The sequence below is a fragment of the Aequorivita soesokkakensis genome (assembly GCF_001641085.1).
Lineage (GTDB): Bacteria > Bacteroidota > Bacteroidia > Flavobacteriales > Flavobacteriaceae > Aequorivita > Aequorivita soesokkakensis.
In genome coordinates, this window is sequence record NZ_LXIE01000007.1 from 1 (window position 1) to 24404 (window position 24404).

At 37.3% G+C, this 24404-nt stretch carries 19 protein-coding genes and 1 pseudogene; 17 read left to right on the forward strand and 3 right to left on the reverse strand.

Annotation, left to right across the window (positions count from 1 at the left end; genetic code table 11):
- Both A7A78_RS15195 and A7A78_RS04420 read right to left on the reverse strand, forming a co-directional pair.
- Window positions 1-230, reverse strand: a pseudogene (locus tag A7A78_RS15195) (hypothetical protein); the annotation flags it as partial.
- A 4-nt stretch (window positions 231-234) separates the two neighbouring features.
- Window positions 235-585, reverse strand: coding sequence for a hypothetical protein (locus tag A7A78_RS04420; RefSeq protein WP_068761247.1), 351 nt, complete (start codon window positions 583-585; stop codon window positions 235-237).
- A gap of 211 nt (window positions 586-796) precedes the next feature.
- Between A7A78_RS04420 and A7A78_RS04425 the strand changes: the two genes are divergently transcribed.
- From A7A78_RS04425 to A7A78_RS04500, 17 genes are all read left to right on the forward strand, one after another.
- Entirely contained in the window at window positions 797-1420 is a 624-nt protein-coding gene (locus A7A78_RS04425; protein ID WP_242649247.1) for a Pvc16 family protein, read from the forward strand.
- Entirely contained in the window at window positions 1417-2292 is an 876-nt protein-coding gene (locus A7A78_RS04430; protein ID WP_068761248.1) for a hypothetical protein, read from the forward strand. Before A7A78_RS04425 ends, A7A78_RS04430 begins: the two co-directional genes overlap by 4 nt.
- An 8-nt stretch (window positions 2293-2300) precedes the next feature.
- Window positions 2301-3725 carry a phage tail sheath family protein gene (locus A7A78_RS04435; RefSeq protein ID WP_068761249.1) on the forward strand — a complete coding sequence of 475 codons (1425 nt, stop codon included), beginning with the start codon at window positions 2301-2303 and terminating at the stop codon, window positions 3723-3725.
- Window positions 3726-3820: 95 nt separating this feature from the next.
- The gene (locus A7A78_RS04440; protein ID WP_068761250.1) at window positions 3821-4258 is read left to right on the forward strand and encodes a phage tail protein; all 438 of its coding nucleotides are present in this window, start codon (window positions 3821-3823) and stop codon (window positions 4256-4258) included.
- On the forward strand, window positions 4258-4698 hold the full coding sequence (locus tag A7A78_RS04445) for a phage tail protein (protein ID WP_068761251.1): 441 nt from the start codon (window positions 4258-4260) through the stop codon (window positions 4696-4698). The genes A7A78_RS04440 and A7A78_RS04445 overlap by 1 nt, the downstream gene beginning before the upstream one ends.
- Before the next feature lies 1 nt (window position 4699).
- Window positions 4700-4861: a DUF5908 family protein gene (locus A7A78_RS15075; protein ID WP_165593547.1), complete on the forward strand. Its 162-nt coding sequence runs from the start codon at window positions 4700-4702 to the stop codon at window positions 4859-4861.
- Window positions 4861-5547 carry a CIS tube protein gene (locus A7A78_RS04450; protein ID WP_068761252.1) on the forward strand — a complete coding sequence of 229 codons (687 nt, stop codon included), beginning with the start codon at window positions 4861-4863 and terminating at the stop codon, window positions 5545-5547. The genes A7A78_RS15075 and A7A78_RS04450 overlap by 1 nt, the downstream gene beginning before the upstream one ends.
- 1 nt (window position 5548) lies before the next feature.
- Window positions 5549-7294: a type VI secretion system tip protein VgrG gene (gene vgrG, locus A7A78_RS04455; protein WP_068761253.1), complete on the forward strand. Its 1746-nt coding sequence runs from the start codon at window positions 5549-5551 to the stop codon at window positions 7292-7294.
- Window positions 7295-7333: 39 nt separating this feature from the next.
- Entirely contained in the window at window positions 7334-7627 is a 294-nt protein-coding gene (locus A7A78_RS04460) for a PAAR domain-containing protein (protein WP_068761254.1), read from the forward strand.
- A gap of 80 nt (window positions 7628-7707) precedes the next feature.
- Complete coding sequence (locus tag A7A78_RS04465) at window positions 7708-8118, forward strand: GPW/gp25 family protein (RefSeq protein ID WP_068761255.1); 411 nt, start codon at window positions 7708-7710, stop codon at window positions 8116-8118.
- 5 nt (window positions 8119-8123) lie between these two features.
- Entirely contained in the window at window positions 8124-11261 is a 3138-nt protein-coding gene (locus tag A7A78_RS04470; protein ID WP_068761256.1) for a baseplate J/gp47 family protein, read from the forward strand.
- The gene (locus tag A7A78_RS04475; RefSeq protein WP_068761257.1) at window positions 11249-13909 is read left to right on the forward strand and encodes a YegP family protein; all 2661 of its coding nucleotides are present in this window, start codon (window positions 11249-11251) and stop codon (window positions 13907-13909) included. The genes A7A78_RS04470 and A7A78_RS04475 overlap by 13 nt, the downstream gene beginning before the upstream one ends.
- Before the next feature lie 11 nt (window positions 13910-13920).
- Window positions 13921-16545 carry a hypothetical protein gene (locus tag A7A78_RS04480; protein ID WP_131811106.1) on the forward strand — a complete coding sequence of 875 codons (2625 nt, stop codon included), beginning with the start codon at window positions 13921-13923 and terminating at the stop codon, window positions 16543-16545.
- A 250-nt stretch (window positions 16546-16795) separates the two neighbouring features.
- Window positions 16796-18145 (forward strand): contractile injection system tape measure protein, encoded by a 1350-nt coding sequence (locus tag A7A78_RS04485; RefSeq protein WP_068761259.1) that lies wholly within the window; start codon window positions 16796-16798, stop codon window positions 18143-18145.
- Window positions 18146-18149: 4 nt separating this feature from the next.
- Complete coding sequence (locus A7A78_RS04490) at window positions 18150-20897, forward strand: eCIS core domain-containing protein (protein ID WP_131811107.1); 2748 nt, start codon at window positions 18150-18152, stop codon at window positions 20895-20897.
- 11 nt (window positions 20898-20908) lie between these two features.
- The gene (locus A7A78_RS04495) at window positions 20909-21829 is read left to right on the forward strand and encodes a hypothetical protein (RefSeq protein ID WP_131811108.1); all 921 of its coding nucleotides are present in this window, start codon (window positions 20909-20911) and stop codon (window positions 21827-21829) included.
- Between the two features lie 72 nt (window positions 21830-21901).
- The gene (locus A7A78_RS04500; protein WP_068761262.1) at window positions 21902-23230 is read left to right on the forward strand and encodes an ATP-binding protein; all 1329 of its coding nucleotides are present in this window, start codon (window positions 21902-21904) and stop codon (window positions 23228-23230) included.
- Between the two features lies 1 nt (window position 23231).
- Here A7A78_RS04500 and A7A78_RS04505 read toward each other — a convergent pair whose 3' ends face one another.
- Window positions 23232-24356, reverse strand: coding sequence for a DUF2891 domain-containing protein (locus A7A78_RS04505; protein ID WP_068761263.1), 1125 nt, complete (start codon window positions 24354-24356; stop codon window positions 23232-23234).
- Window positions 24357-24404 lie beyond the last annotated feature (48 nt).

The window sequence follows — 24404 nt, forward strand, 5'->3', positions numbered from 1 at the left end:
GAATAAATATTTCCCCACCAGTAATTTGTCTCGAAGGGAGTTCCTTTTAAAAAATGCAAAAATCCAGTATTTACAAAATAGGCATACCAACTAAAAAGTTCGGAAAAAAAAGTAATTCCCAAAAACCAAACCAGATATAAAGTAGGTTTGGATTTATTTTTTTGGTAATAGAATATTCCTGTAACAAATGCTATTATCTCAAAGAAGTTTATTAGTAATCCTGCTAGCACCGAATCAATAGTTTGTAGGGGGAAATCCCGTAATACCTTTATTTAAAGGTTCCAAGTTATAGTTGTTTGGCGATCCCGCTGTAATACCCGAAGTGGGTGCTAAAAATACGGTCGCTTTATCATTGGTAGGATTGTCATAAGCAGCAAAATAGATACGGACACCCGGCTGTGCGCCCATTCCTGAGCCTGATTTTATATAATCCAAAAACTGTTGAAGCTCTGCAACGCTGAACAAAAATTCACGTGTATCCACAGAGCCCATGGCTGCTTCAATATCTACAGCGCGCGTTGCTTTCCAGTTGTCCTGTAATTGTCTTGCTTCTGTTACGGAAATACAATTTGATGGTTTTGGCATAATTGAAAATAATTTATTGGTTATATGTGGACGAATGTAGTAAAAACAATCAAATAAGCATTTTATCCAGCAAATAAACAGGGAAAATCCCCTTTACAAAAAGGGTTTTCCCTGTATGCATGTAGGGGATTTCCCTATTGAAAAAACAGTGAAAAACCCCTCGAAAATTCAGGTAAAAACCTGTTGTACAGAAGCTTATAAACACTTAAATTTGGGTTTCATTCTTAAAGATTCCTCACAATTGATCTACGAAACACTCGAAATAGTAAAGGATCAGGTTTCAAAATATTTGGAACTTAAAACCACGGACAGCAATCTGGTGGTACTGGAAAACGTGTCCAAACACGACGATCCGGACATCAACACCACGAATGACAAAGTGGTTCTTTCACTTTTAAATATTGAGGAAGAAACTGCGCTTAAAAACAATCCAAACGTAAAATTTAAAAACGGGGAAACTATCTATAAAAACCCAGCTGTAAACCTGAATATTTTTGCGCTGTTTTCATCTAACAGAAGTACTTATACCAGTTCGTTAACGGCACTTTCCTTTATAATAGAATTCTTCCAATCAAAAAAAATCTTTACCCAAACAAATACACCTTTAAACCCATCCATTCCCGCTTTGGAAAACATAAAAGAGTTTCGCTTTATAGCAGAGCTCTATACCCCAACTTTTGAGCAATTAAATTATATCTGGGGCACTTTGGGCGGAAAAGCCCTGCCCAGCGTACTTTACAAAATAAGTATTGTGAAAATTGAAAGCGACTCGCTTGTTGAAAAAGGAAAACCAATTACTGAAATTTCTGGAATCCTAAAAAATAATGCGCCATGAGTTTTATTGCCACATATAAAATTCTGTTTGGTATAAATTTGTACCACCACTATTTTTTGGATGATGGCAGTATAGCTTTTGATACGAATGCTTCTTTAAAGGAAGTGCAACTCAACAAATACAATTTTGGGGATTTTTGTGAAATAGTCCCTTCCGAAGAAACACAGGAAATTTTTAAAGGCAACAAGCTCGTTTTTAAAACCACTCCCAGTGGGTTCACTATGTATGCTAAGGCGGAAGAAACTGCCCCCAATTCGGGAACTTATAAACCTTTTGTAAACCTTCCGCAAACAACAGTTTTCAATTTTTTGATTTATGTAAAAGATTCACTTTTTGAAAATTATTCAACTGTAAATTCAAAACCGTCCATCCCTTATTATTTTTCCAATAAAAAACCAGTTTCCGAAGGAGTTTCCTTCAAATACATAGATTTGGAAACCACTACCCTGCCCATTGAAAATTTCAGCATAAACCAAACAAGTTATGATGAAATAGCAAAAAATCTTTCCACAAAAGAAAAGGTTGGGCTTTTCGGAATTATTTCCTTGGAAATGGCGGGCGATGATACAATTCCCTTTGACGGCAACCCTCGAAATATTTTGAACGCAAACGGAACAATTCCCGACTTCCCAAAAAACTTCAAACTTCAATTAAAAAACCGAAGCACCATCTGGAACTACCGCGATGCTTCAACCAATACTCTCCTCCACTCCACAGATCCCACAACACTCCCGCTGGCCAAAAACGGCATTATAGGTTACAGTTTCAACGGCCAAGAAAGACCTTCCGCATTCCCATCCCGACTCATATTTGAAAAGGACGGGGGCGGAAATATCATAAAAACCATTTCAGAAATATTTATTAACCAATAACAAAAACTATGGCAACTACGTACAAAACACCCGGGGTCTATGTGGAGGAAATATCGAAGTTTCCGCCATCTGTGGCCCAAGTGGAAACAGCAATCCCAGCCTTTATAGGCTACACACAAATTAGTGATACTACAGTTCGCAACAAACCGAAACGTATTGTTTCGCTACTGGAATATGAAACCTATTTTGGAAAAGCACAAAACGAGGCAAATATTGCTGTAACTATCAATGACACTATAAACAATGGACCGCCAATTCAGCTTTTGAGTCAAAAGTTCAGCGTTGCGGTTGGTGCTACAAGTCCCTATGTAATGTATTATGCCATGAGGATGTATTTTGACAATGGTGGTGGGCCCTGCTATATAAATTCAGTTGGCGATTATACGAGTGGAGCAGTAAATCAGCCTTTGCTCGCGGCGGGTTTGGATGAGTTTGAAAAATTTGACGAACCCACACTTTACGTATTTCCGGATGCAATGGCTGTTTCAACAGCGGCAAGTTATTATTCGCTTATAAACAGGGCATTGATGCAATCACAAAAATTGAAAGACCGCTTTGTTATTATTGATGCTTTCGCAAATAGTAGTGATAACATTCGCAATACTGCCTCATTGGGCAATGGTGTTGACTTATTGAAATACGGTGCCGCCTATCATCCATTCCTGAAAACAGTTTACAGCTATGCTTATGACGATGCCGATATAACACTAGCGCATAATGTTACTGATGAAACCAATACCACCACAACTGGAGCCTACGATGGAAAAGCTTTGAGCGAACTTGCTGACAGCGGTGATACGGATTTTAATTTGATTTTATACAATAAAATCAAGTCCGAATTGGAGCAGCAATATGTCACACTTCCTCCAAGCAGTGCAATGGCCGGAATTTATGCACGAGTAGACAGCAATCGGGGCGTTTGGAAAGCACCCGCCAATGAATCAGTAAGTGCTTGTGTGGAACCTTCCATAAAAATAACACATGAAGCGCAGCAGGATTTAAACATACATACTACCGGAAAATCCATTAACGCCATTCGTTCCTTTACAGAGAAAGGTATTTTGGTTTGGGGTTCGCGTACACTCGCTGGAAATGACAACGAATGGAAGTACGTTCCTGTCCGTCGTTTCTTCAATATGGTTGAAGAATCTGTTGAAAAAGCAACTGCGCAATTCGTTTTTGAACCTAATGATGCCAATACGTGGGTGAAAGTACGTGCTATGATAGAAAACTTCTTAATTCTTCAATGGAGAGCAGGCGCGTTAGCTGGAGCCAAACCCGAGCAAGCATTTTATGTGCGCGTAGGTTTAGGCGAAACAATGACGGCTGACGATATTCTCAACGGAATTATGAATATCGAAATAGGAATGGCAGCAGTACGTCCAGCAGAATTCATCGTTTTGAAATTCTCACACAAAATGCAGGAAGCATAAATTTAGTTAGCAGTATTCAGTGGCAGTTTGCAGTGATTTATGAGCAGCCCAAATACTTTTAACATATAACTTTTAACCTTTAACTTTTTTCAAAGATGACAAACACATATCCATTAGTAAAGTTTCATTTCTCAGTGGACTGGGGAGGAACAAACATAGGTTTTACCGAAGTCAGCGGACTGGATGTAGAAACCGAAATGATCGAGTACAGACATGGTGCAAGTCCGGAATACAGCAAAATCAAGATGCCGGGGATGCAGAAATACAGCAATATCACCTTAAAACGTGGTTCGTTTGCAAACGACAACGAGTTTTATAAATGGTGGAACACCGTAAGTTTAAATACTATAGAACGCCGGGATATTACCATTTCATTGTTGAACGAGGAGCATGCGCCCGTAATAGTTTGGAAAGTTAAAAACGCTTTTCCGCTAAAAGTGCAATCCACAGATCTTAAAGGCGATGGCAATGAAACTGCAATTGAATCTTTGGAAATTGCACACGAAGGTCTAACAATCCAAAACGGAGATTAATGGCGACAGCATATCCTCCTGTAAGTTTTCATTTTAAAGTGGAATTTAACGGAATTTCCGCTCAGGAAAAAGACGTTCAGTTTCAATCAGTATCGGGACTTTCAGTAGATATCGAAACCGAGGAATTTGCTGAGGGGGGCGAAAACAGGTTCAAACATAAATTTCCTGTGAGGTCGAAATATCCAAATCTCGTTTTAAAACGAGGGATGGTAACCGATTCCGAACTCATAAAATGGTGCCGAAATGCCATTGAAAGTTTTCAGTTCGAACCAGTAGATCTCACAGTAAAATTGCTAAACGAAAAGCATGAACCCCTTGTTACATGGAACGTGGTGCATGTTTATCCAGTAAAGTGGAGTGTTGATGATTTCAATGCCGAAGAGAGCAAAATTACTATTGAAACCATAGAATTAGCCTATAACTATTTTACACTCGTATAAAATGCCTATCGAAATTAAAGAGCTCCACATAAAAATAAATGTGAACGGTGATGAACAAACCAATGCCTCTCCAAACAAACAATCAGGAGGCAAAGCAGAAGCTGTAATAAAAGCTGCTGTTGAAGAAGTTATGCGAATTGAATCACGAAAAAAAGAACGGTAATGAAAGGGGAACTTACAAAGTTGAAAATAATAGCCTATCGCGATAACAAGTTTACACGAATTGTGGGTGATGGTATATTTTCATCATTATTGAACCCAGAAAAATATGCTTTCAAATACAAGGTGGAGTATACCGAATCGCAGGGCCAAGGCACTAGCACATCACAGCCAAAATACGTTCGTTCCGTTCCAGAGGATTTAAACTTGGAGTTTCTTTTTGACAGAACAGGTATAATCAAAGGCCACAGCAATGATCTAGGAGTGGGAATCGTGGCCGATATTGAACGATTCAAAAGAATTGTTTTCGATTACAATGGCGACGAACACAAACCAAATTATTTAATGATTGGATGGGGTACACTTCTTTTTAAAGGAATTTTGGCCGAAATGACCATTGAATACAAGCTTTTTTCTCCCGAAGGAGTTCCATTGCGCGCCGTAGTAAAAGCCAGCTTTAAAGGAATTGTTGAAGATTTATTGCGTTTGGCCAAGGAAAATAATAATTCTCCAGATTTAACACACGTGCGGATTGTGAAGGAGGGCGATACATTGCCTTTGATGACGTTCAGAATTTATGGCGATTCAAAATATTATTTACAGGTTGCCGCAGCGAATAATTTAACAAATTTCAGAAGATTGCAGGCCGGACAACATATCAAATTTCCACCCATAGAAAAAGTTTCATAATATGCCCAATAGTAGAATCATAGAAACACAGCAAAGTGCAGATTTAGTGACCTTCAAAATATTGATTGACGGCAGTGAAATTTCCGCTGCATATCAAGTGAAGAACATTTCTGTAGAAAAGGAAATAAACCGTATTCCCTTTGCTCAGATTGTATTTATTGATGGTGAAGCAGCTTCGCAGGATTTTAAATTAAGCAATGAGGACATTCTTATTCCAGGGAAAAAAATTGAAATTAAAGCAGGATATCATAGCGATGATGAAACAATTTTCAAAGGAATCATTATAAAACACAGTCTTAAAATTCGGGAAAACAATTCAGTTTTAATTGTAGAATGCAGGGATGAAGCCGTGAAAATGACCATTGGCAGAAAAAGTAATTTTTACTACGAAAGCAAGGATAGCGATATTATTGAAGAACTAATTGGGAAATATTCTCTCGAAAATGAGATAGAATCTACATCATTTATAAACAAAGAAATGGTGCAATATCGCGCTTCCGATTGGGATTTTATAATGATGCGTGCTCAGTTGAACGGACAAATCTGTACCGTTGATGACGGAAAAATAAAAATTTCCAAACCAGATCTTTCCCAAGCCGAAATAGAAACTGTTGCTTTCGGTTCTACTTTATTGGATTTTGACGCCGAAATGGATGCCCGAAATCAATTTAACTCAATTACTGCTTACGGTTGGAATCCCTCGGAACAGGAAATTATTGACGCTGAAGCCAATGATCCCGGAATTTCCCTTAACGGAAATATTTCAGTTTCAGATTTAGCTGAAGTAATAAATCTCGAAAATCTAGAATTAAAACACGGCGGCAATTACAATTCAACACAATTACAAAATTGGAGTGATGCAAAAAATCTTTTTCAGCAGCTTTCAAAAACTCGCGGAAGGGTAAAATTTCAAGGAATTCCGATAGTAAAACCCGGAACCATGCTGAAGTTGCAAGGCGTTGGAGATCGTTTTAATGGAAAAATATTTATCAGCTCCGTACGCCATGAAATTGTTAATGGAAATTGGACCGTTGACGCTGAATTTGGAATGAACCCAAAATGGTTCAGCGAAACCTATGATATTTCAGAATTGCCTGCTGCTGGTATTATTCCAGCAGTTAGTGGTTTGCAAGTTGGGGTTGTTTCACAATTGGAATCAGACCCAGATGGCGAGGATAGAATTTTGGTAAAAATACCCATCATCAACAATGACGAACAAGGCATTTGGACACGAATTGCAACTTTAGATGCCGGTGATAATCGTGGTTCTTTCTTCTTACCGGAAATTGGCGATGAAGTAATAGTTGGTTTTATTAATGACGATCCAAACCATGCCATAATTCTCGGAATGCTTCACAGCAGCGCAAAACCTGCTCCATTGACAGCTTCCGACGACAATCACGAAAAAGGATTTGTAACCCGAAGCGAAATGAAATTGATTTTCAACGATGAGAAAAAATCAATCATTATTGAAACTCCGGGCGGTAAAAAAGTAACCATCGATGAAGATGCGGGAGTTATAAAAATTGAGGATGACAATAGAAATATAATAACAATGGATAACGCCGGAATTGCAATGGAAAGTGGAAAGGATTTCAGCATAAAAGCAACAGGCGATTGCAACATTGAAGCGATGAACATAAATGTAAAAGCCAATGCCCAGTTTAAAGCCGAAGGCAGTGCCGGCGCGGAAGTTTCAACCAGCGCCATTGCCGTTTTGAAAGGTTCTTTGGTTCAAATAAATTAAAAAACTATCAACTAACAACCATAAATAATCAACCAAATTATGCCTCCAGCAGCCAGAATAAACGATATGCACATTTGCCCGGTGACAAACCCAAACGGAAGTCCCCATGTGGGTGGGCCAATATTGCCGGCAGGAGAACCAACAGTTTTAATTGGCGGAATGCCCGCAGCAAGAGTTGGAGATATGGCGACGTGCGCAGGACCACCGGATTCAATTATTATGGGCTCTTCATCGGTTTTGATTGGCGGAATGCCAGCAGCAAGGTTGGGAGATAGCACGGCACACGGCGGAAGTATTGTTTTGGGAGAATTTACGGTTTTGATTGGTGGGTAAAGCACTTCTACTGCGCTCAGTGTGACAAGTGTTGGATGACGGATGATGAAAATAAATAATAGAAATAGAAAATAATTAATATGAATACATCAGATACATTTTTAGGGGAAGGATGGAGTTTTCCGCCGCATTTTGATAAGAAAACTGGGGAATTGGTTACAACTGCGGGAGTTGTTGACATTAATAAAAGCCTCGAAATTCTTTTATCAACCCGTTTGGGCGAGCGGGTAATGCTTCCGAATTATGGCTGCAATCTGGAAGAACTACTGTTTCAACCACTTGATGTGACCTTAAAAACATATGTAACGGAATTAATAAAAACCGCAATCCTTTATTACGAACCCCGAATCGATACACAAACCGTAACATTGGATGCCACAAATGAATTGAATGGCGAAATTTTAATAAACATTGAATACGTGGTCCGAATCACCAACTCACGGGCAAACATGGTATTTCCATTCTATAAAACCGAAGGAACTGAAGTATAAAAACAATGGCAAAAAACTGCGAAAATAAATTCCTGATAAACCATAAGGGCACCGAACAAACCCAAAGGTCAATCAGCGCTATGCTTTCAGAAAATCTAAACCTGAACGATTTTTCAACGGAAGACTGGATGAAGTTTGCATATAATTTCGCTTCGGAAGTAAATTATTTTTCAGTTGAAAACGCTACAGTACCATCGGGAAATTGGGAATCATTTTTTATCGAAAAGGATAAAATAAAAAGTTTTCTTTCTGAAGCTGAAAATTCCAATAACCTCACCCCGCACCTCACCCTTTTTGTGTGTTTTCTGAAATTGCTTGAAATTTCCAAAACACATTTTAACACGCTTACCAAAAGACATCTCGATTTCTATTACAACGAAATTCTTCAAATAGATAAAAAAGCTCCGGTCGCAGATAGTGTTCATCTCATTTTTGAATTGGCCAAGAATTTTTCTACATCTAAAGTAGATGAACACACGCTACTGGAGGCCGGAAAAGATGCATTGGGAAAACGTCTTCAATATGCAACCGATAAAGAAGTTGTAATCAATAAAGCGAGTGTTGCCGCGTTAAAAAGCGTTTACCATCACAGAAAAACCAACAATCTAAACCCAAATGAATTCAACGAACTATTCGTTGCGCCAGCAGTAAATTCAGTAGATGGAAAAGGCGAACCTTTTAAAAGTGATGCAAATTGGTTGCCTTTTGGTTATCCAACCCATTTTAAACCTTCAGTTCCTTTGGAAACGCCCAATTTGGGTTTTGCAATTGCCGCTCCAACTTTAAATTTAGCCGAAGGAGAACGGATTGTTCAAGTGATTTTCAATCTTGATAAATCAATTCCGGTTTTTAATATTTCGCAGGTTATTGATTGCATTGACGTTTTTGCAACGGGTGAAAAAGGATGGCTCGGACCTTTTAAAATTTCAGCTTCTGTCAATGGTTTTACATCTTCTATTGGAAATAAAACAGTCCAACTTTGCTTAAAAATCGATAAAACCGAAAAAGCAATTGTTTCCTATAACAAAGAAATTCACAAAGAAAATTTTGAAACCGAGCAACCTGTTTTTCGATTTCTTCTGAAAACAAAACAACCTGAATTCACTATTGGGTATAATCTTTATACAGAATTGCTTCAGAAAAAAGTAAAAAAAGCAACAATAAAAGTCTCCGTTTCCGAAGCTGAAAAATTGCAACTGAAAAATGATTTCGGAAATCTCGCAGCTGACAAACCCTTTTTTCCTTTTGGAACGCAGCCAATGGAGCGTTCGGCATTTTATATTGACTATCCCGAAATGTTCAGCAAAAAGTGGGATACAGTTTCGCTTAATGCTTCTTGGCTAAATACTCCGGCCGATTTCAAACAACATTACATTGCTTATAGAAGAGATGATACCAATTTCAATCTTTCGCCAAATCTCTATTTTCAAACGCTGTACTTCAATTTTAATACGGTAACCAAAAAATACGCAAAGCCTTCTGGTTTAGCTTTTAATCCCACCTCAAGTCCGAACAATCTTTACGTTACTGGAAATGATTATTTCAAAGCGAAAGTTTCCATTGAAAACAATGAAAATTTGGTTTCAGTAAATGATACTTTTACGCTTTTCACCAAAAATGGGGAAATATTTGAAAGCAATCTATCAGTAAATAATTCAAATTATACAACTGGGAAAAACGGACCAATAAAGCTTTCATTAAATCAATCATTTTTGCACGCTTTGTTTCCAAAAGTTTATGCGCTCGCACTTTCCACGGAAGAAGATACCGTATTGCCAAATGAGCCCTATACTCCAATAATTGAAAAAATGGAGCTTTCATATACGGCAAGTCAAGAAGTGGATTTTGGTATTTCACAAACTGCAAATCTTGAAAAAATCCAGCTTTTTCACGAGCATCCGTTTGGGCAGGCGGAAACTTCCGAAACTTTGGTTCCCACCTATTGTATGGGCGGTGAGCTATATATCGGTCTTGAAAATACCGAAGATTTGCAGCAAGTTCAGCTTTTATTCCAATTGCTTGAAGGAACCGAAAATCCTTTGGCGGAAACTTTTTCTTCTTCGAAAAAAATTTCTTGGTCTGTTCTTTCAAACAATTTGTGGATGGAACTTACGAGCGATTATCTTTTGGGAAATACGACAGATAATTTCCTAAAAACAGGAATCGTAACCATTACAATTCCTAGAGAAGCTACAACTGACAATACATTATTGAGTTCAGGTTTGGTTTGGATTCGCGCGAAAAGTCCGAAAAGTTTTGATGCGGTTTGCAGATTTATAAATATTCACGCACAGGTTATTACATCAACTTTCTTAGATAATGGCAATGAACTTTCCCATCTTGAAAACGGGTTGCCATCTGAAACGATAAGCAAACTTACCGAGCGTGATTCAGCAATAAAAGGCGTTTCTCAACCGTACAATTCCTTTGGCGGAAAAGCTGAGGAAAGTGATGAAAGCTACTATCGCCGTATAAGTGAAAGGATTCGTCATCGCGACCGCGCAATTTCACTGTGGGATTATGAACATTTAATTCTTCAGAAATTTCCGGAAGTTTATAAAGTGAAATGTCTTAATCATACAAAAGGGAATGATTATCATTCCCCCGGAAGTGTTGCTGTAGTTGTAATTCCTGATATTAAAAACAACAATGCTTTCGATATTTTTCAACCGCGATTGAGCACTGCAAAGCGAAACGAAGTTCAAAATTATATCAATGATTTGAATACATTTTTCGTTTCTGCGGAAATAATAAATCCCGATTACGAAGAGGTTGAGGTTACGCTTGGCGTGAAATTCAATATAGGTTTTGATGAAAATTTTTACACAAAACAATTAGAGGAAGACATCAAAAAATACCTTTCGCCGTGGGCATATTCTGAAACCTCTGTTCTGAATTTCGGGGTGGCTTTTCACAAAAACAAACTTATTTCCTATTTGGAAAACCAACCGTATGTTGACTTTTTGGACGATGTGATTGTAAAACACAGAACTTCTGAAACAGCTGTATATATTGAAAAAACTAATGTAATTCCATCGAGTCCGAAAGCGATTTTAGTTTCGGCAAAAAAGCATTTTATAACTGCAGTCCAATCAAAATGCAGTGTACAAACCCCTAAAAAACCTGTGGTATGTCTTCCGTAAAAACATACAGCACCATTGCAAAGAATACGTCCACGCAGGACGATCTTGATTATGAATTCCTTCGAAAAAAAGGAATTGAATACATCGAGTCTTTAGGAAGTGGTTTGTGGACGGACTACAACGCGTACGATCCGGGAATAACCATTTTGGAAGTTTTGTGCTATGCCATTACCGATTTGGGTGCGCGGCTTTCCCTTCCGTTGGAAAATATTTTGGCAGAAGAAAATAATCCGAGTTTTTTAAACGAACAATTTCTAACCGCGGAAAATGCACTTCCTATAAAACCAGTTGCAGCACTGGATTACCGAAAATTGTTTATCGATATTGAAGGCGTAAAAAACGCTTGGTTGAAAAAACACGAAAAGAAAGTGTATGCTAATTGTAAAGAAAATAAGCTTTCATACAGACCTTTTGAAATAAAAGAAAAATATAAAAAAGACTTCCTTTTAAATGGATTGTATGATGTTTTGGTGGAATTGGACGAGTTGGATGTTGAAATTTTCAACACCGAAGCAAAGCAAATAAAAGAAATTAAACGGCTTAAAAATAAAGTTCGAACAGTCTATCACGCGCATCGAAATCTTTGCGAAGATGTAATTGAAATCGAAGAAGTTGAAAACCATCCCGTAGCTGTTTGCGCCATCGTGGAACTGAAACCTGAGGCGGATGAAGACAAAATTCACGCTGAAATTTTATACACAATTGACGAATATCTTTCCCCTTCCCTCCGCTTCTATTCGCTAAAAGAAATGTTGGAAAAAGGTTATGCTTCCGATGAAATTTTTAACGGCCCGCTGTTGAATAATGGGTTTATAGACAATTCTGAACTTCGAAAAACTGAACTTCGAAAAGAAGTGCGATTGACAGATTTGATAGATTTAATTCAAAAAATCGAGGGAGTTGATGTAATTCGAGATATAACCATCAATAATTGCGACGGAAAAACTGAAAGTAAAAAAATCTGGAATCTCTGCGTTCCGGTTGGAAAAAAACCGAAACGATGTGATAAAAGTTCATTCAGTTATTACAAAGGATTTCTTCCGCTGAACATAAACAAAAAAGCAGTTAAGGATTATCTCGAAGCAATTTATGATGAAATTGAGGCCAATATTCTCGATATCGCTTCCCAGAAAAAATCATTGGAATTGCCTGTGGGAAATTATTCCGGCGTTGGGGATTATAGTACAATTCAAAATGATTTCCCCGAAGTTTACGGCGTTGGTGAGCTTGGCGTAAAAAGCACAGCAACCATTGCAGAACGAGCGAAAGTGAAAGAATTGAAAGCATATCTTTTATTTTTTGATCAGATTTTCGCAAGCTATTTCGCTCATCTTAAAAATGTAAAAGACATTTTTTCAATCAATGGAGAGCTTGACAAAAGTTACTTCACCCAAATGGTCGAAAACGTAAAAGATCTTTCCGAATTGGTTTCTGCCAATTATTCTTCCGATGAAAATATTACAGATATTTTGTTTTCAGACTTGGATGATAAAGTTTTGCGTAGAAATAAAATGCTCGACCATTTACTTTCGCGTTTTGCTGAAAACTTCAGTGAATATGCTTTTTTGATGAAGCAATTGTATGGCAGCAATACAGATGCAGCTGTGATCAAAACGAAAGAGCGTTTTCTTCATCAATATGGAATGATTGGTTGCGAGCGGTCTTTGAGTTTTAATTATTACGAACAGGAAGATGCCGATTTGTGGGACACGGGAAATGTTTCGGCATTTCAAAAACGGATTGCGCTTTTAAGCGGTAACCCAAATTATTTCCGAAGAAATTTTTCTGACGATCCTTTGGAGATTTACGAAGAGATTGATACAGATGGAATTATTGAATACCGCTTCCGTTTCCGAAGTAAAAACAAGGAAATACTTTCATCTTCCAGCAAGCATTACCACAATTTGGCTTCGCTCTATAAGGAAATTTTAGATGTGAAAAATTACGGACGCTTTGCCGAAAACTATGAAATAAAAGTGAATGTAGCCGGAAAGTTTTATTTCAATCTCACCAATCCGAACATTCCTGAAACTACAGATGAAGATCACGTAATTGCTAGAAAAATTTCGAGTTATACCACGCAAGCTGGCGCTGAAACTGCAATTGCAAAAACAGTGGCTTTTATAAACACGCTCGATTTCAATGAAGGAATGTATGTTATTGAACACATTCTGCTTCGTCCCGATGTAACAACCGATACAGCGCCCGAAAATACTTTTTTACCAATCTGCACGGACAATTGCGAAGGTTGTGAAGGTATTGATCCATATTCTTTCAGAGTTTCCATCGTGTTACCCGGTTGGACCGAACGGTACAGCAATGTTGATTTCAGAAGGTTTTTAGAAGAATTGATTCAAAAGGAGTTGCCTGCGCACATTATGGCAAAAATATGTTGGATTGGCTACCCAAAAAGTTACGTTACCAAAGGCGATGAAAATGAAATGGTTGAACTTGAAAAAGCTTACAAAGAATGGCTATTTGCCAAAACCGATATTGGTCAAAAACAACCTACCACAAAACTGAAACGTCTCATAAAAATAATGAGCACGCTACACACAATTTATACACAAGGAAAACTTCACGTTTGTGATGATGATGAAGAACAACAAGATATTATCCTGGGCAGGACCAACCTGGGCAAACTTTAAAGACCAAAGTTATGAGCATTAAATTAATGGAAATTACTCCACAGTACCGTTCCTTCGTGGACGACCAAGTACTGACCTCCGGGCAGCTGAACGAATTTATTGAATATTTTGAGGACCAAGATCGGTTAACGCGTGTATGCCTTGTGGGCGTTGGCGTAGCTTGCGGTTTTAAGGTTTCGGTAAACAATCAAAATTCGTTGATAACGATTACGCAGGGTTGTGGCGTTACGACCGATGGTGACTTGCTGAAACTTCAAAAAAGTATCAAGGATTCTTCCGATACTTCAATTGTTTTGGAAAGCATCAAATATTCACATTTTCGGGATTTTGAGGATGATAAAGCGAAGTACAAGCACTTCAAAAATGGAAATGTAACTATAAATCTTTGGGAATTGATTCCGCAGGAAAAAGTTGATTTGGAAGCTGGTCATCTTCCAATTAATTCACAATTGCTCAACGAAAAAGTTATCGTTTTATATTTGGAATGTTTTCCTAAAGAAGCGGATATATGTACTACAACAAATTGCGACAATCAAGGTCAGCCAAATGTTCAAAATTTAAGAGTACTGCTAATTGATAAAGAAGATGTTGAAAATGTAATCAATTCCAAAGATGGAATTTTCACGAAGCACAATGTTTACGAAGCATTTACAAATCTTCCGCAAACTGCTGTTCCGAAAGTGATTTTGAATGGGAACAATACAAGTTCATACGCAAAATTGTCCGCGTCATATAAATCTGCTATAACTTCTTCAAAAAATAATTTGCATTCCGCGTTTACAGAATTGTTTCAAGGTTTTTCTGAAATACTCGGCATTTTGGACGGCACTTCAAACACGATGTTAAACCAGATAACAAATTTGGATGATTTCAATACAAATGAAAAGGTTCAATATCGCTATGATTTAGTAAAGGATTTAAGTGATACTTACAATGAATTGGCCGACATTCTTTTAAAATTGAAAACCGAATGTTGCCCAAATATTGAAGCATTTCCAAAGCATTTATTATTGGGCGCAATTTCTTCCGAAGAAATTTTTCCCGAGTTGCGCCACGATTTTTACCATTCTCCAACAAATAATGAATACGCAAAATATCTCAAAATGGCGAAAAGTCTGGTTCAGCGTTTGGTTTTGGTTTTGGACAATTTTATTCTTTCGGACGAAAGACAGATTGCTATAACTCCTTCAAAAGCCTGTGGGAAGTTAGGCGAAAAAGCAATCCCTGTTTATTACGAAGTTGACAATGAAATACTCACCGCGTGGGATTTCAACAAAACCGAAAATTATAAACAACGATTCAACGTAAGCTTTCATAAAGAAAACCTTGCGCCGAATAGTTGGGTTCAAAATCCATTGAATTTTGAATTGGATTGCAACGATTTTTATAGAATTGAAGGACATTTTGGGCATCCCGCACAGGATAGCCGAAATGCAATCAACGGATTAAAAAATGATCACGCCTTGGATTTTGACTGTTTGCTTTTCGATCTTCAAAAAGACCCGCAAGCGTTTACTACTTTCTTAAAGGAAAATCCTTCAATAAGTCATAAAGGAGGCGTTCAAAAAGGGGGAACTTTTATTTTGGTTTCCGAAAGGGAAAATGTGGTGGCGGATTTTTGTATTTTGAATAAAATTAATGCTTCTTCCGAAGGTTGCTGTTCTTTAATGGAATGTACCTACCCTTGGATTAGTTCATTGAAATATATGAACAATCTTTCCCGAAGTCTAAAAGGAACGCAAAGCCGAAGAAGCCCGATGCCGAAAAACTATATTCTTCAAATTATTGAATATAGAATTAACGGCGAACCGCTTATAAATACTACTACAACGATAACTATTCCTTTGGAGCAAATTTTCCTGCGAAGAATTCACGCGGTTACTGAAGCGCTAAACAAAAAATTTGACAAAGGCGTTGTTTTCGATTTTAATGAAAGTCAAAAACGTTTGGTAATTACACGCGCTAAGGAAGACACATTTACTATTCGCATGCGCGAGATATCACAGGCAAATAACAATGCAATTTATACTTATAGTAACAGCGGAATGTTTCGAAATAATAAAATTTTCCGCCCAGATGCAATGCGCTGCCGTGATTTAAAAAGTTATCGCGAAGCATTTTATCAAAAACTTCATGCACAAATTGCGCCCGTAAACAAAGACGACGATTACGGAACATTTGATGAGAAATGGGCAAAATGGAGCAGATTGACTGAACGATTGGTAAGAAACAGTGATATTATTGAAGCCGGACTTACACGAATGATTACTTCGTCAGCTCAATTGCCACAGGAAATAAGAAGTTTGATCGCCATTATAAAAAGGGATTTTCAAGCAGCGGGAACTGGTGTAAATCTACAATTCCGTTTGGATGGTGATTGGGTTAATGGTACCTGGGTAAACAAATTTATGCTGGATCATCACAGGGCCAATAAGAAAAATACCCACGATGATATTGTACTATTCGTGAATTTGCGAAAATTCCTCCACAACGAGACTGGAGTCACAAAACTGTCCATTTACATTCCGAATTTTGACTATTCACAAGTTTTGGATGCTGCAATAGCAAAACACAAAACTGTTGCCGATTTCTATTTTGGAGCAGCGCCCACAGGAGAAAATTTTATAACTATATGAAGAAAATAGCTGAAAATAGGGCAAAAAAAGAAGGGTATCAGTCGGTAAAATTGTACAATCCGAATGATACCCCTATGGGTTAAACAAGATAAGAAAAAGGACTAACAAGAATGGACAAAAGGAACGAATGTAAATAACAATCGAAAGAACTAAAGGACAAACTATAAAAGAACTAAGACTACACTATAACAACCCAGTAATTCATCTCTGAATCGAATAGCAAATATAGGTCTAAAAAACTAAAAAACAAATGGTTGCGCAAAAAAATATCATAAAAAAAGTGGAAATTGGGGTAAATACCCCTTCACTTAGTTTGGGGATGCAATTAAAGGACGGATTGGATTTATTTTTTAAGGAAGAAATCTTTCCTGCAATGGATGAATATTTCAATTCAACACAAAAAAATAGTTCAAGTATTGTTCGAATAGACACTATTTCAATTGATATTTCATTTGAAAAAAACAATTCAATTAATGAATTAAAGTCATTAATTATCAATAAGTTAAAAAAAATTATTAATAATGAAATAATTTCGGACAAAGTAGAGGGAAATTTTACGATCATTTCTCTTGAACAAAAAGAAACAGATGCTTTCTTTCATTTTTTAAAAAATGGTACGCTACCATGGTGGCTTGAAAAAAAGGAAGATTTTTTAAATCTATTTATAAAAAACTTTAAGTGGGAGAAGAAAATTACAAAAAAACTAGAGGCATTTTTTTCAAATCTGGAGATTCGAAAAAGGTTAGTTTATCAATTTGACGATGCGCAGTTATTTCAAATAATTTATTCTTTTTTAAACATATCAAAAGAAGAAAATTTAATTGCTAAAATTCCCCCAACTTACAGACTACAATTTTGGGAGGCTATTATGCATTTTTCAGTTTTCCAAAACGAGAAAGAAGTTGGAAAAATATTTCAAAATATCTCAAATAAGGATGTATCAAAAATACAGGAAATATCAAAAAGAGCTTTTGGATTACATCTTTCTTTTAAAAGGGAAAGTCTTGAAAAAAAGGAGTTCAAGAATACGGTTTCTTCAGAGTTTGAAAAAGAACCAAAAGCGTTGGATTTAAATAGTGTTAAAGAAGAAAATGAAATAGTCAAAGAAGGCATTTTGGTTAAAAATGCAGGTTTAATTTTGCTGCACCCATTCTTAAAGACTTTTTTTGAAAAAATGGATTTTCTTACGGGAAAGTTCATTAAAACTGAAAAAATAGATGAGGCAATACACGCTCTTCACTATTTGGCCACCGGTAAAGAACAAGCATATGAGCACGATTTGGTTTTTGAAAAATTTCTTTGCAATGTTCCAATTCACCAACCTATAAATCGCCATTTTATATTATCAAAAGAGCAAAAAATAGCGTGTGAAGTATTATTGCAAGCGGTTTTGGAGCATTGGAGCGCTTTAAAAAGCAAATCGACGGAAATACTTCAAAATGAATTTTTGCAGAGAGAGGGAAAATTGACTATTTCCGAAGAAAAGCAAACCCTAATTGTAGCGCGAAAAACGCAGGATATATTATTGGACAAACTTCCTTGGAACATTAATTTAGTCAAAGTTCCATGGATTGAAAAAATTGTATTCGTGGAATGGTAAAAACATGAGAGCATTTTCAACAAATATAGCCCAAAACGGAAAACCTAATGCAGTGCAACAAATGAGGGTCAACTCATCGTTTTTTGTTGCTCAGACAAAGTTATCTGTGGGAAAAGCCGATGATGCATACGAAAAAGAGGCAGACGCCGTTGCAGACAAAGTTGTACAGCGAACAGAAAATAATTCTTTAAACTCTTCGGGAACATTTTTTCCTCCAGCTCCAATTCAGAAAAAAAATGAAGAGGAAAAAACAAATGAAATTCAAACAAAATCTCTTTCTGACTCCATCACGCCATTGATCCAACTAAAAGTTGATGAAGAAGAGAAGATTCAAGAGAAATGTGAGGCATGTGAAAAAGGAAATGCAATTTCAAAAGTTTCGGAGAATGAAGAAACCAAAAATGTGCAAAGAAAATGCGAAGCTTGTGAAGATGAAGAAAAGAAAGTTCAGAAAAAATCTGTTGGAAATAAAGAGATAAAAACTAACTCAATAGAACAGAGCCTTCAAAATAGTAAGGGTGGTGGAAGTGGTTTGCCAACAACTTCCAAAATGCAAATGGAACGAGGTTTTGGGGTAGATTTTAGCAAGGTTCGGATTCACGATAATACCACTTCAGTACAAATGAATCGTGATTTAGGGGCACAGGCTTTTACCAATGGCAATGATATATATTTTAATTCTGGGAAGTTTAGCCCTTCCTCAAAATCTGGAAAGCATTTGTTAGCGCATGAGTTAACACACGTAATTCAGCAAAATAAAGGGATACATAATAATATTCAGCGGGCTTGTGAAAATAGTCCAACCACAGTTCCATCTACTGGAATGAATGGCTGTTCTACCGAAACTTCAAGACCTTCACATCAAAATACAGAAATAAATTATTTAGTTGGCCATTGGGCAATTGATGCCTCCGGATTGGCAGCTCTTTCTGCTATTGCCGCCAAATGGCATGCAGATGCAAGAAATGATGCCATAAGAATTGATGGTTTTGGAAGTTGCGATGGAGCAGCCTCTACCAATTGGAAGCTTTCCTGTGATCGTGCAAACGCAGTGGAAAACGAACTTAAGAATCCAAGCGATGGAAGTCCCGGAATTCCATCAACGGCAACCTTTCATAAATTTGCACACGGAGAAACCGAAGAGTTTTCAAGTGTTGATGAAACCCAAAACCGAAAAAGTTTAGTTACCCTCCAACCAACGGCAACTTCGGTGCCTGCTGTAATGCCCACTACTGGGCCGAACGACTTCCAAATAAGTAAAATACCGAATTCCAGACAGGACAAAATCTTTTTTGCCACAGGAAGTTCCGTTTTGACCCCAGCAGGAATACATGAAATTGAACATTTAAAATTGACAACGCCCACAAATGTAAGGCTTATTGGTTTCGCAAGTTTGGAAGAACCCAGCACCCTAGCTCAGGATAGGGCCAATTCCGTTTCGGCAAGACTACAGCAAAGCCCAAATGCAATAAGCGTAGTTTCAGCAATTGGAAATGCAGCGGCCACTTCAACCAGAAGTGATTTTGCCAATGCAAGAAGTGTTGAAATTGTTACAGGAACTGCAACTCCCACAACCTTGGATTGTGATGCGGAAGTGCCCGGCAGTTCACCGCCAATAAAAGTAAATCCGCCAACGCAGCCGTGTACTGCAATGGATCCAAATACATTGACAGCTTTCAATACGGTATTGCCCATTGCAAATGCGGCAATGATTGCTGCTATTAATGCTGCAAATCCTTCACATGCAGATTTTAATGCTAATTTAGTACAGCAATTCTTCGGAAGAAATGATACTACAGTTTTAAGTACACTTTCAAATAATTTATTAAGATTACAAGCCCACGTAACCGGGCTGCCATCCATAACCCAATGTGGGGGGCAATGTGATACTGGAGGATGTGAATCTAAGGGTGTAATAGCCTATAATAATGATGTGGATTCTTCTTCAACAATGACATTATGCGTACCTACTTTTAAAAATCTAAATATTAATGATGCCGCACGAAACCTTATTCACGAAAGTGCGCACGGAACAACCCCGTTGGGAGGAGCTGGAGCCCCAACCGAAGGAACAAAAGATGTTGCTTACAGACATGAAAGAATGATGTTTCAGCTTTCTCCTGAAGACAGACTGCGAAACTCTGATAGTTATGCATTATTTGCTCTTTTTGCAAAAGAGATACAAACAACTGGAAATCCAAACGCAGTACCCAGCGGAATAAGAACACCCTTCACAGAAACGATTGTGGGAATAAGCAGCACCGACGAACCGCCATTAAAACTTGCACTTGCCCAAATGGAAAAAAGACTTTCTTGGGCAACGGATCATTCAGGGCAATTATTTGGAGAAGCGCAGAAGGTTCGATCGGGTTCAAAAATTTGGGCAGATAGTTGGGCACAATCATATATGCACGAAGCTGCTTTGCGTTTCCCCGTGAACGACCCCTCAATAGCTCCCCAGCAACCTACTTTGGATGATATGGTAAAATTGGCCGCTATTATTGATAGATATAAAACAATGAAAGAAGCAGTAAAACAAGATTTAACAATAACTGCAATGCCTACCGGTGTTGTAAGTTGGCCCAATATTGCAGTAAATGCCTTCTTTGTTGGGCCAGATTTTTTTAGAGCTGAGCCAAGACAACAAATATCATTATTGCTGCAAGCCGTTGCTGGAGCTACTCCAAATATAGAAACAGCTTTTATTCCTGCATACGTTTCGTTTGCAGAATGGATTCACGATCACGCGTAAAAATATTTAAAATGATAAAGAATAATTCATTCTTAAAAATTGAGAAAACAATTTCACTACCAATTGCTGTTGAAACACAGGCCATTGCAATTACGTGGAATGAAGAACTTTACATCTTGATAAATTCAGCGGCAAATAAGGAAACATTTGTTTTCAAATTGAATACTTCGTTATCTTTTGAAAAAATTGCCCGTCTCCCTCTTTTGTCAACTTCTGCTACAATTTGCAAACAGCAATTAATCGTTATAGGTGCCAATAGGGAAGGGAAACCATTAGTAATTGCAATAAATAATTCCGGTGAAATCCAAAAGGAAAATATTTTGGAAATTACCCCCACTATTTGGCCGGTTATGGCCTGCTCCAATGAAACAATAATCGCTTGGCAAGAAAATGCAACCGAAATAGAACGTGGATATTTCAATGTGGAAACTAACAAAATTGAAAAGCTGCCGTCCATTTCTGTTAGTAATCCGCCAGCTATAATTTTTCCTTTAAAAGAAGAGATTGTTGCAACTCTTTCGGAAAAAAATAAAACTCATCTCATAAATTTAACCAGCGGCGAAATAACAAATTTGGATATTTCCCAACCAATGGCCATTGGTAAAACCATCAATTCAATTTTTTATGGATGGTTGGAAAAAGATACTGTATCCCTCAAATTTTTGAAAAATAGCAAAGAGGTAAACTTTCATCTTAAAAATGCATCATTGGGAAAATTAAATGCTATTTCAGGAAAGGAAGCTACACTTTGGATTCAAAAACAAGAAACGGAAATTGGCAACGATTACCAATGGAACTCGGCCATTATACAAGAAAACACTGCTATTTTTGAGATTGAGGGCTTTATTTATGCGGTAGGGTCATGGAACGATAAAATTATTTTAATCCAAAACTCAAGATTGATTTTGCTAAAAAAATCAATTAACAATTAGACAATAGTCTTTGTAGCTAAAGTTATACTGCTGTATTTAATTAGCGGATGAAAATACAATTCATTTTAAATTATGAAAAAAACACAGGGAATAGAATTAAAACATATCATTTCGTTTTTAGAAGCTTTGATTTCTTGGAGAATTAAAAATACGGCGGCAAGTTTTGAAAAAGATGCACCAAAACTGGATTTAAAAAAATTGGGGAAATCAAACTTAGGTACCTTTTTAAAAGAAGAAAATCTTTCGCAAGCGGAAAGTGCAATTCTTTTACTTACAATTATCCCTTCTTTTAATCCCTCCTTTCTACAGGAAATTGTATCGAAAGAATTCCCAAACGGTACAGATTTTATAGAATTTGGCGGTGTAAAGGGACAAAATCACCGGGGGATTCTTCCCACTGGCGAAACCGTACAATTCATTTTGGGCGGCACTGACCTTTCAAAACGAATGCAGTGCATGGATTTTTTTTCCGAAGCACATTTATTCAACAAAAAGGATATTCTCTATCTGGAAAATGTACCTTCCGGTGAACCATTGATGAGCGGGAAACTTATTCTTTTCCCTGAAATTATACATAAACTTACCACTGGCACTGTTCCTCCGCCAAGACTTAGCACACAATTTCCCGCAGATAAGCTTGAAACTAAACTAAGCTGGAATGACCTTGTTTTGAGTGAAAAAACGATGCTTCAGATTAAGGAATTAGAAATTTGGCTACAACACAATGAGCATTTGTTCAAAAATTGGGGAATGGAAAAACGTTTGAAACCAGGTTACAGAGTGCTTTTTCACGGACCTGCAGGAACAGGAAAAACGCTAACTGCAAGTCTTTTGGGAAAATATACTAACAAACCAGTTTATAGGATTGATCTTTCAACCGTAGTTTCAAAATATATTGGGGAAACGGAAAAAAATCTTTCAAATCTATTCAATAAAGCAGCCCATAAAGATTGGATTTTGTTTTTCGACGAAGCGGATGCCATCTTTGGAAAACGCACGAATGTTCGCGACGCACACGATAAATACGCAAACCAAGAGGTTTCCTATTTGTTGCAACGTGTGGAGTCTCATCCCGGATTGATTATTTTGGCTTCCAATTTTAAGGATAATATTGATGAAGCATTTACAAGAAGGTTTCAGTCTATCATTGCTTTTGAAATGCCCAATGCCGCCGAAAGGATTATAATTTGGAAAACAAACCTTCCGAAAAAACTTAAGGTTGATGCTGAAATTAATTGGGACCAAATAGCAAAAAAGTATGAACTTACAGGTTCAAATATTCTGAACATTATTCACTTTTGCTGTCTAAAAATTTTAAATGAAAAAAGTGGTATTCTTACTTTAGAAATTTTGCAACAAGGTATAAAACGGGAATTTTTAAAGGAAAACAGAACGCATTAAATTATTTTCCGTGCAAAATATTCAATGCATAAATTGCAAAACTGCCCAGCCAATGGCCACCTTCATAACTATCTCCCATCAAATTTGGGTAAGAATATGCTAGGTGTTCGTTCGCTAGGTTTTCAAGGTGTTTGTATTTTGGGTATTGCTTCGCCAAACCATAAAAAACCCAAGCTCTGCTAAAGTTCAAACCATCCAAATGCACAAGTTTGCCATCTGTGCGATCGCTCACCTCCCCTACTTTCAAATGATAATTTTCATCCGAAAGTTGCGGTAAAAATGTATCCATCCAACTTATAAATTCTTCCGAAGAAAGCACGCGCCGCATAATATCTACTTCTTCTAAGCAAGGAGAAAGAAAATCATAACCACTGGGTTCCCAAGTTATTGGGCAATTTTCGTCATTCATATAGAAATCACGAGCACGCTTTTCAATAAGTTGTTTCAGTTCCAAATCTCCGTAGGCTTCAGCATAATCATAAGCAAAGGTTAGTCCAAAAGCAGTATTGGTATGTTCTCCCACACGAATGGGGTAATTCAGTTTCGGCAAGAATTCTTTATAACGAAGTACAATAATATCAGCCAATGGTTTAAGATTTTGTTCCAATTCCTTTGCCATCGGATCATCCCAATTGTGAAGCTCTTCGAAAAGTTTCAACAGCCAAGCCCAGCCATACGTTCTTTCAAAGGATTTATTAATTGGTTTTTCAAAAAATGCTACTTCAGTTGCAACGTTTTTGGGAGTAATTTTTTCATTTAGCAATTTTCGAACTTCTTCGGCCCTATCTATTTTTGGGAACTGTTTTAGTAATGTAACCATAGACCAATAGCCATGAACTGCGCTGTGCCAGTCAAAACAGCCATAAAATATAGGATGAACAGCAATCGGTTCCACCAAATCTGCTTTGCTCTCCAGTGTTTCGCCTGGTTTATAAGGGTATTCTGTGCCCACGCAATGCAATGGTAGCTCGATTAGTTTATTGGCTTCTGCTAGCGTGAAAGTTGGTTTAGGAAAAATTTCAGTTGATACTGCTGCATTTTCTTTTGCTTCAGTAATTTCGGATGTATTGTTTTTACAACCTAAAAGAAGAGTTACAATTAAAAATGTTAGAAATAATTTATTCATAGCAATACAAATTTCAAATAAAGATAAAGTATAAAACCACGAATGCAC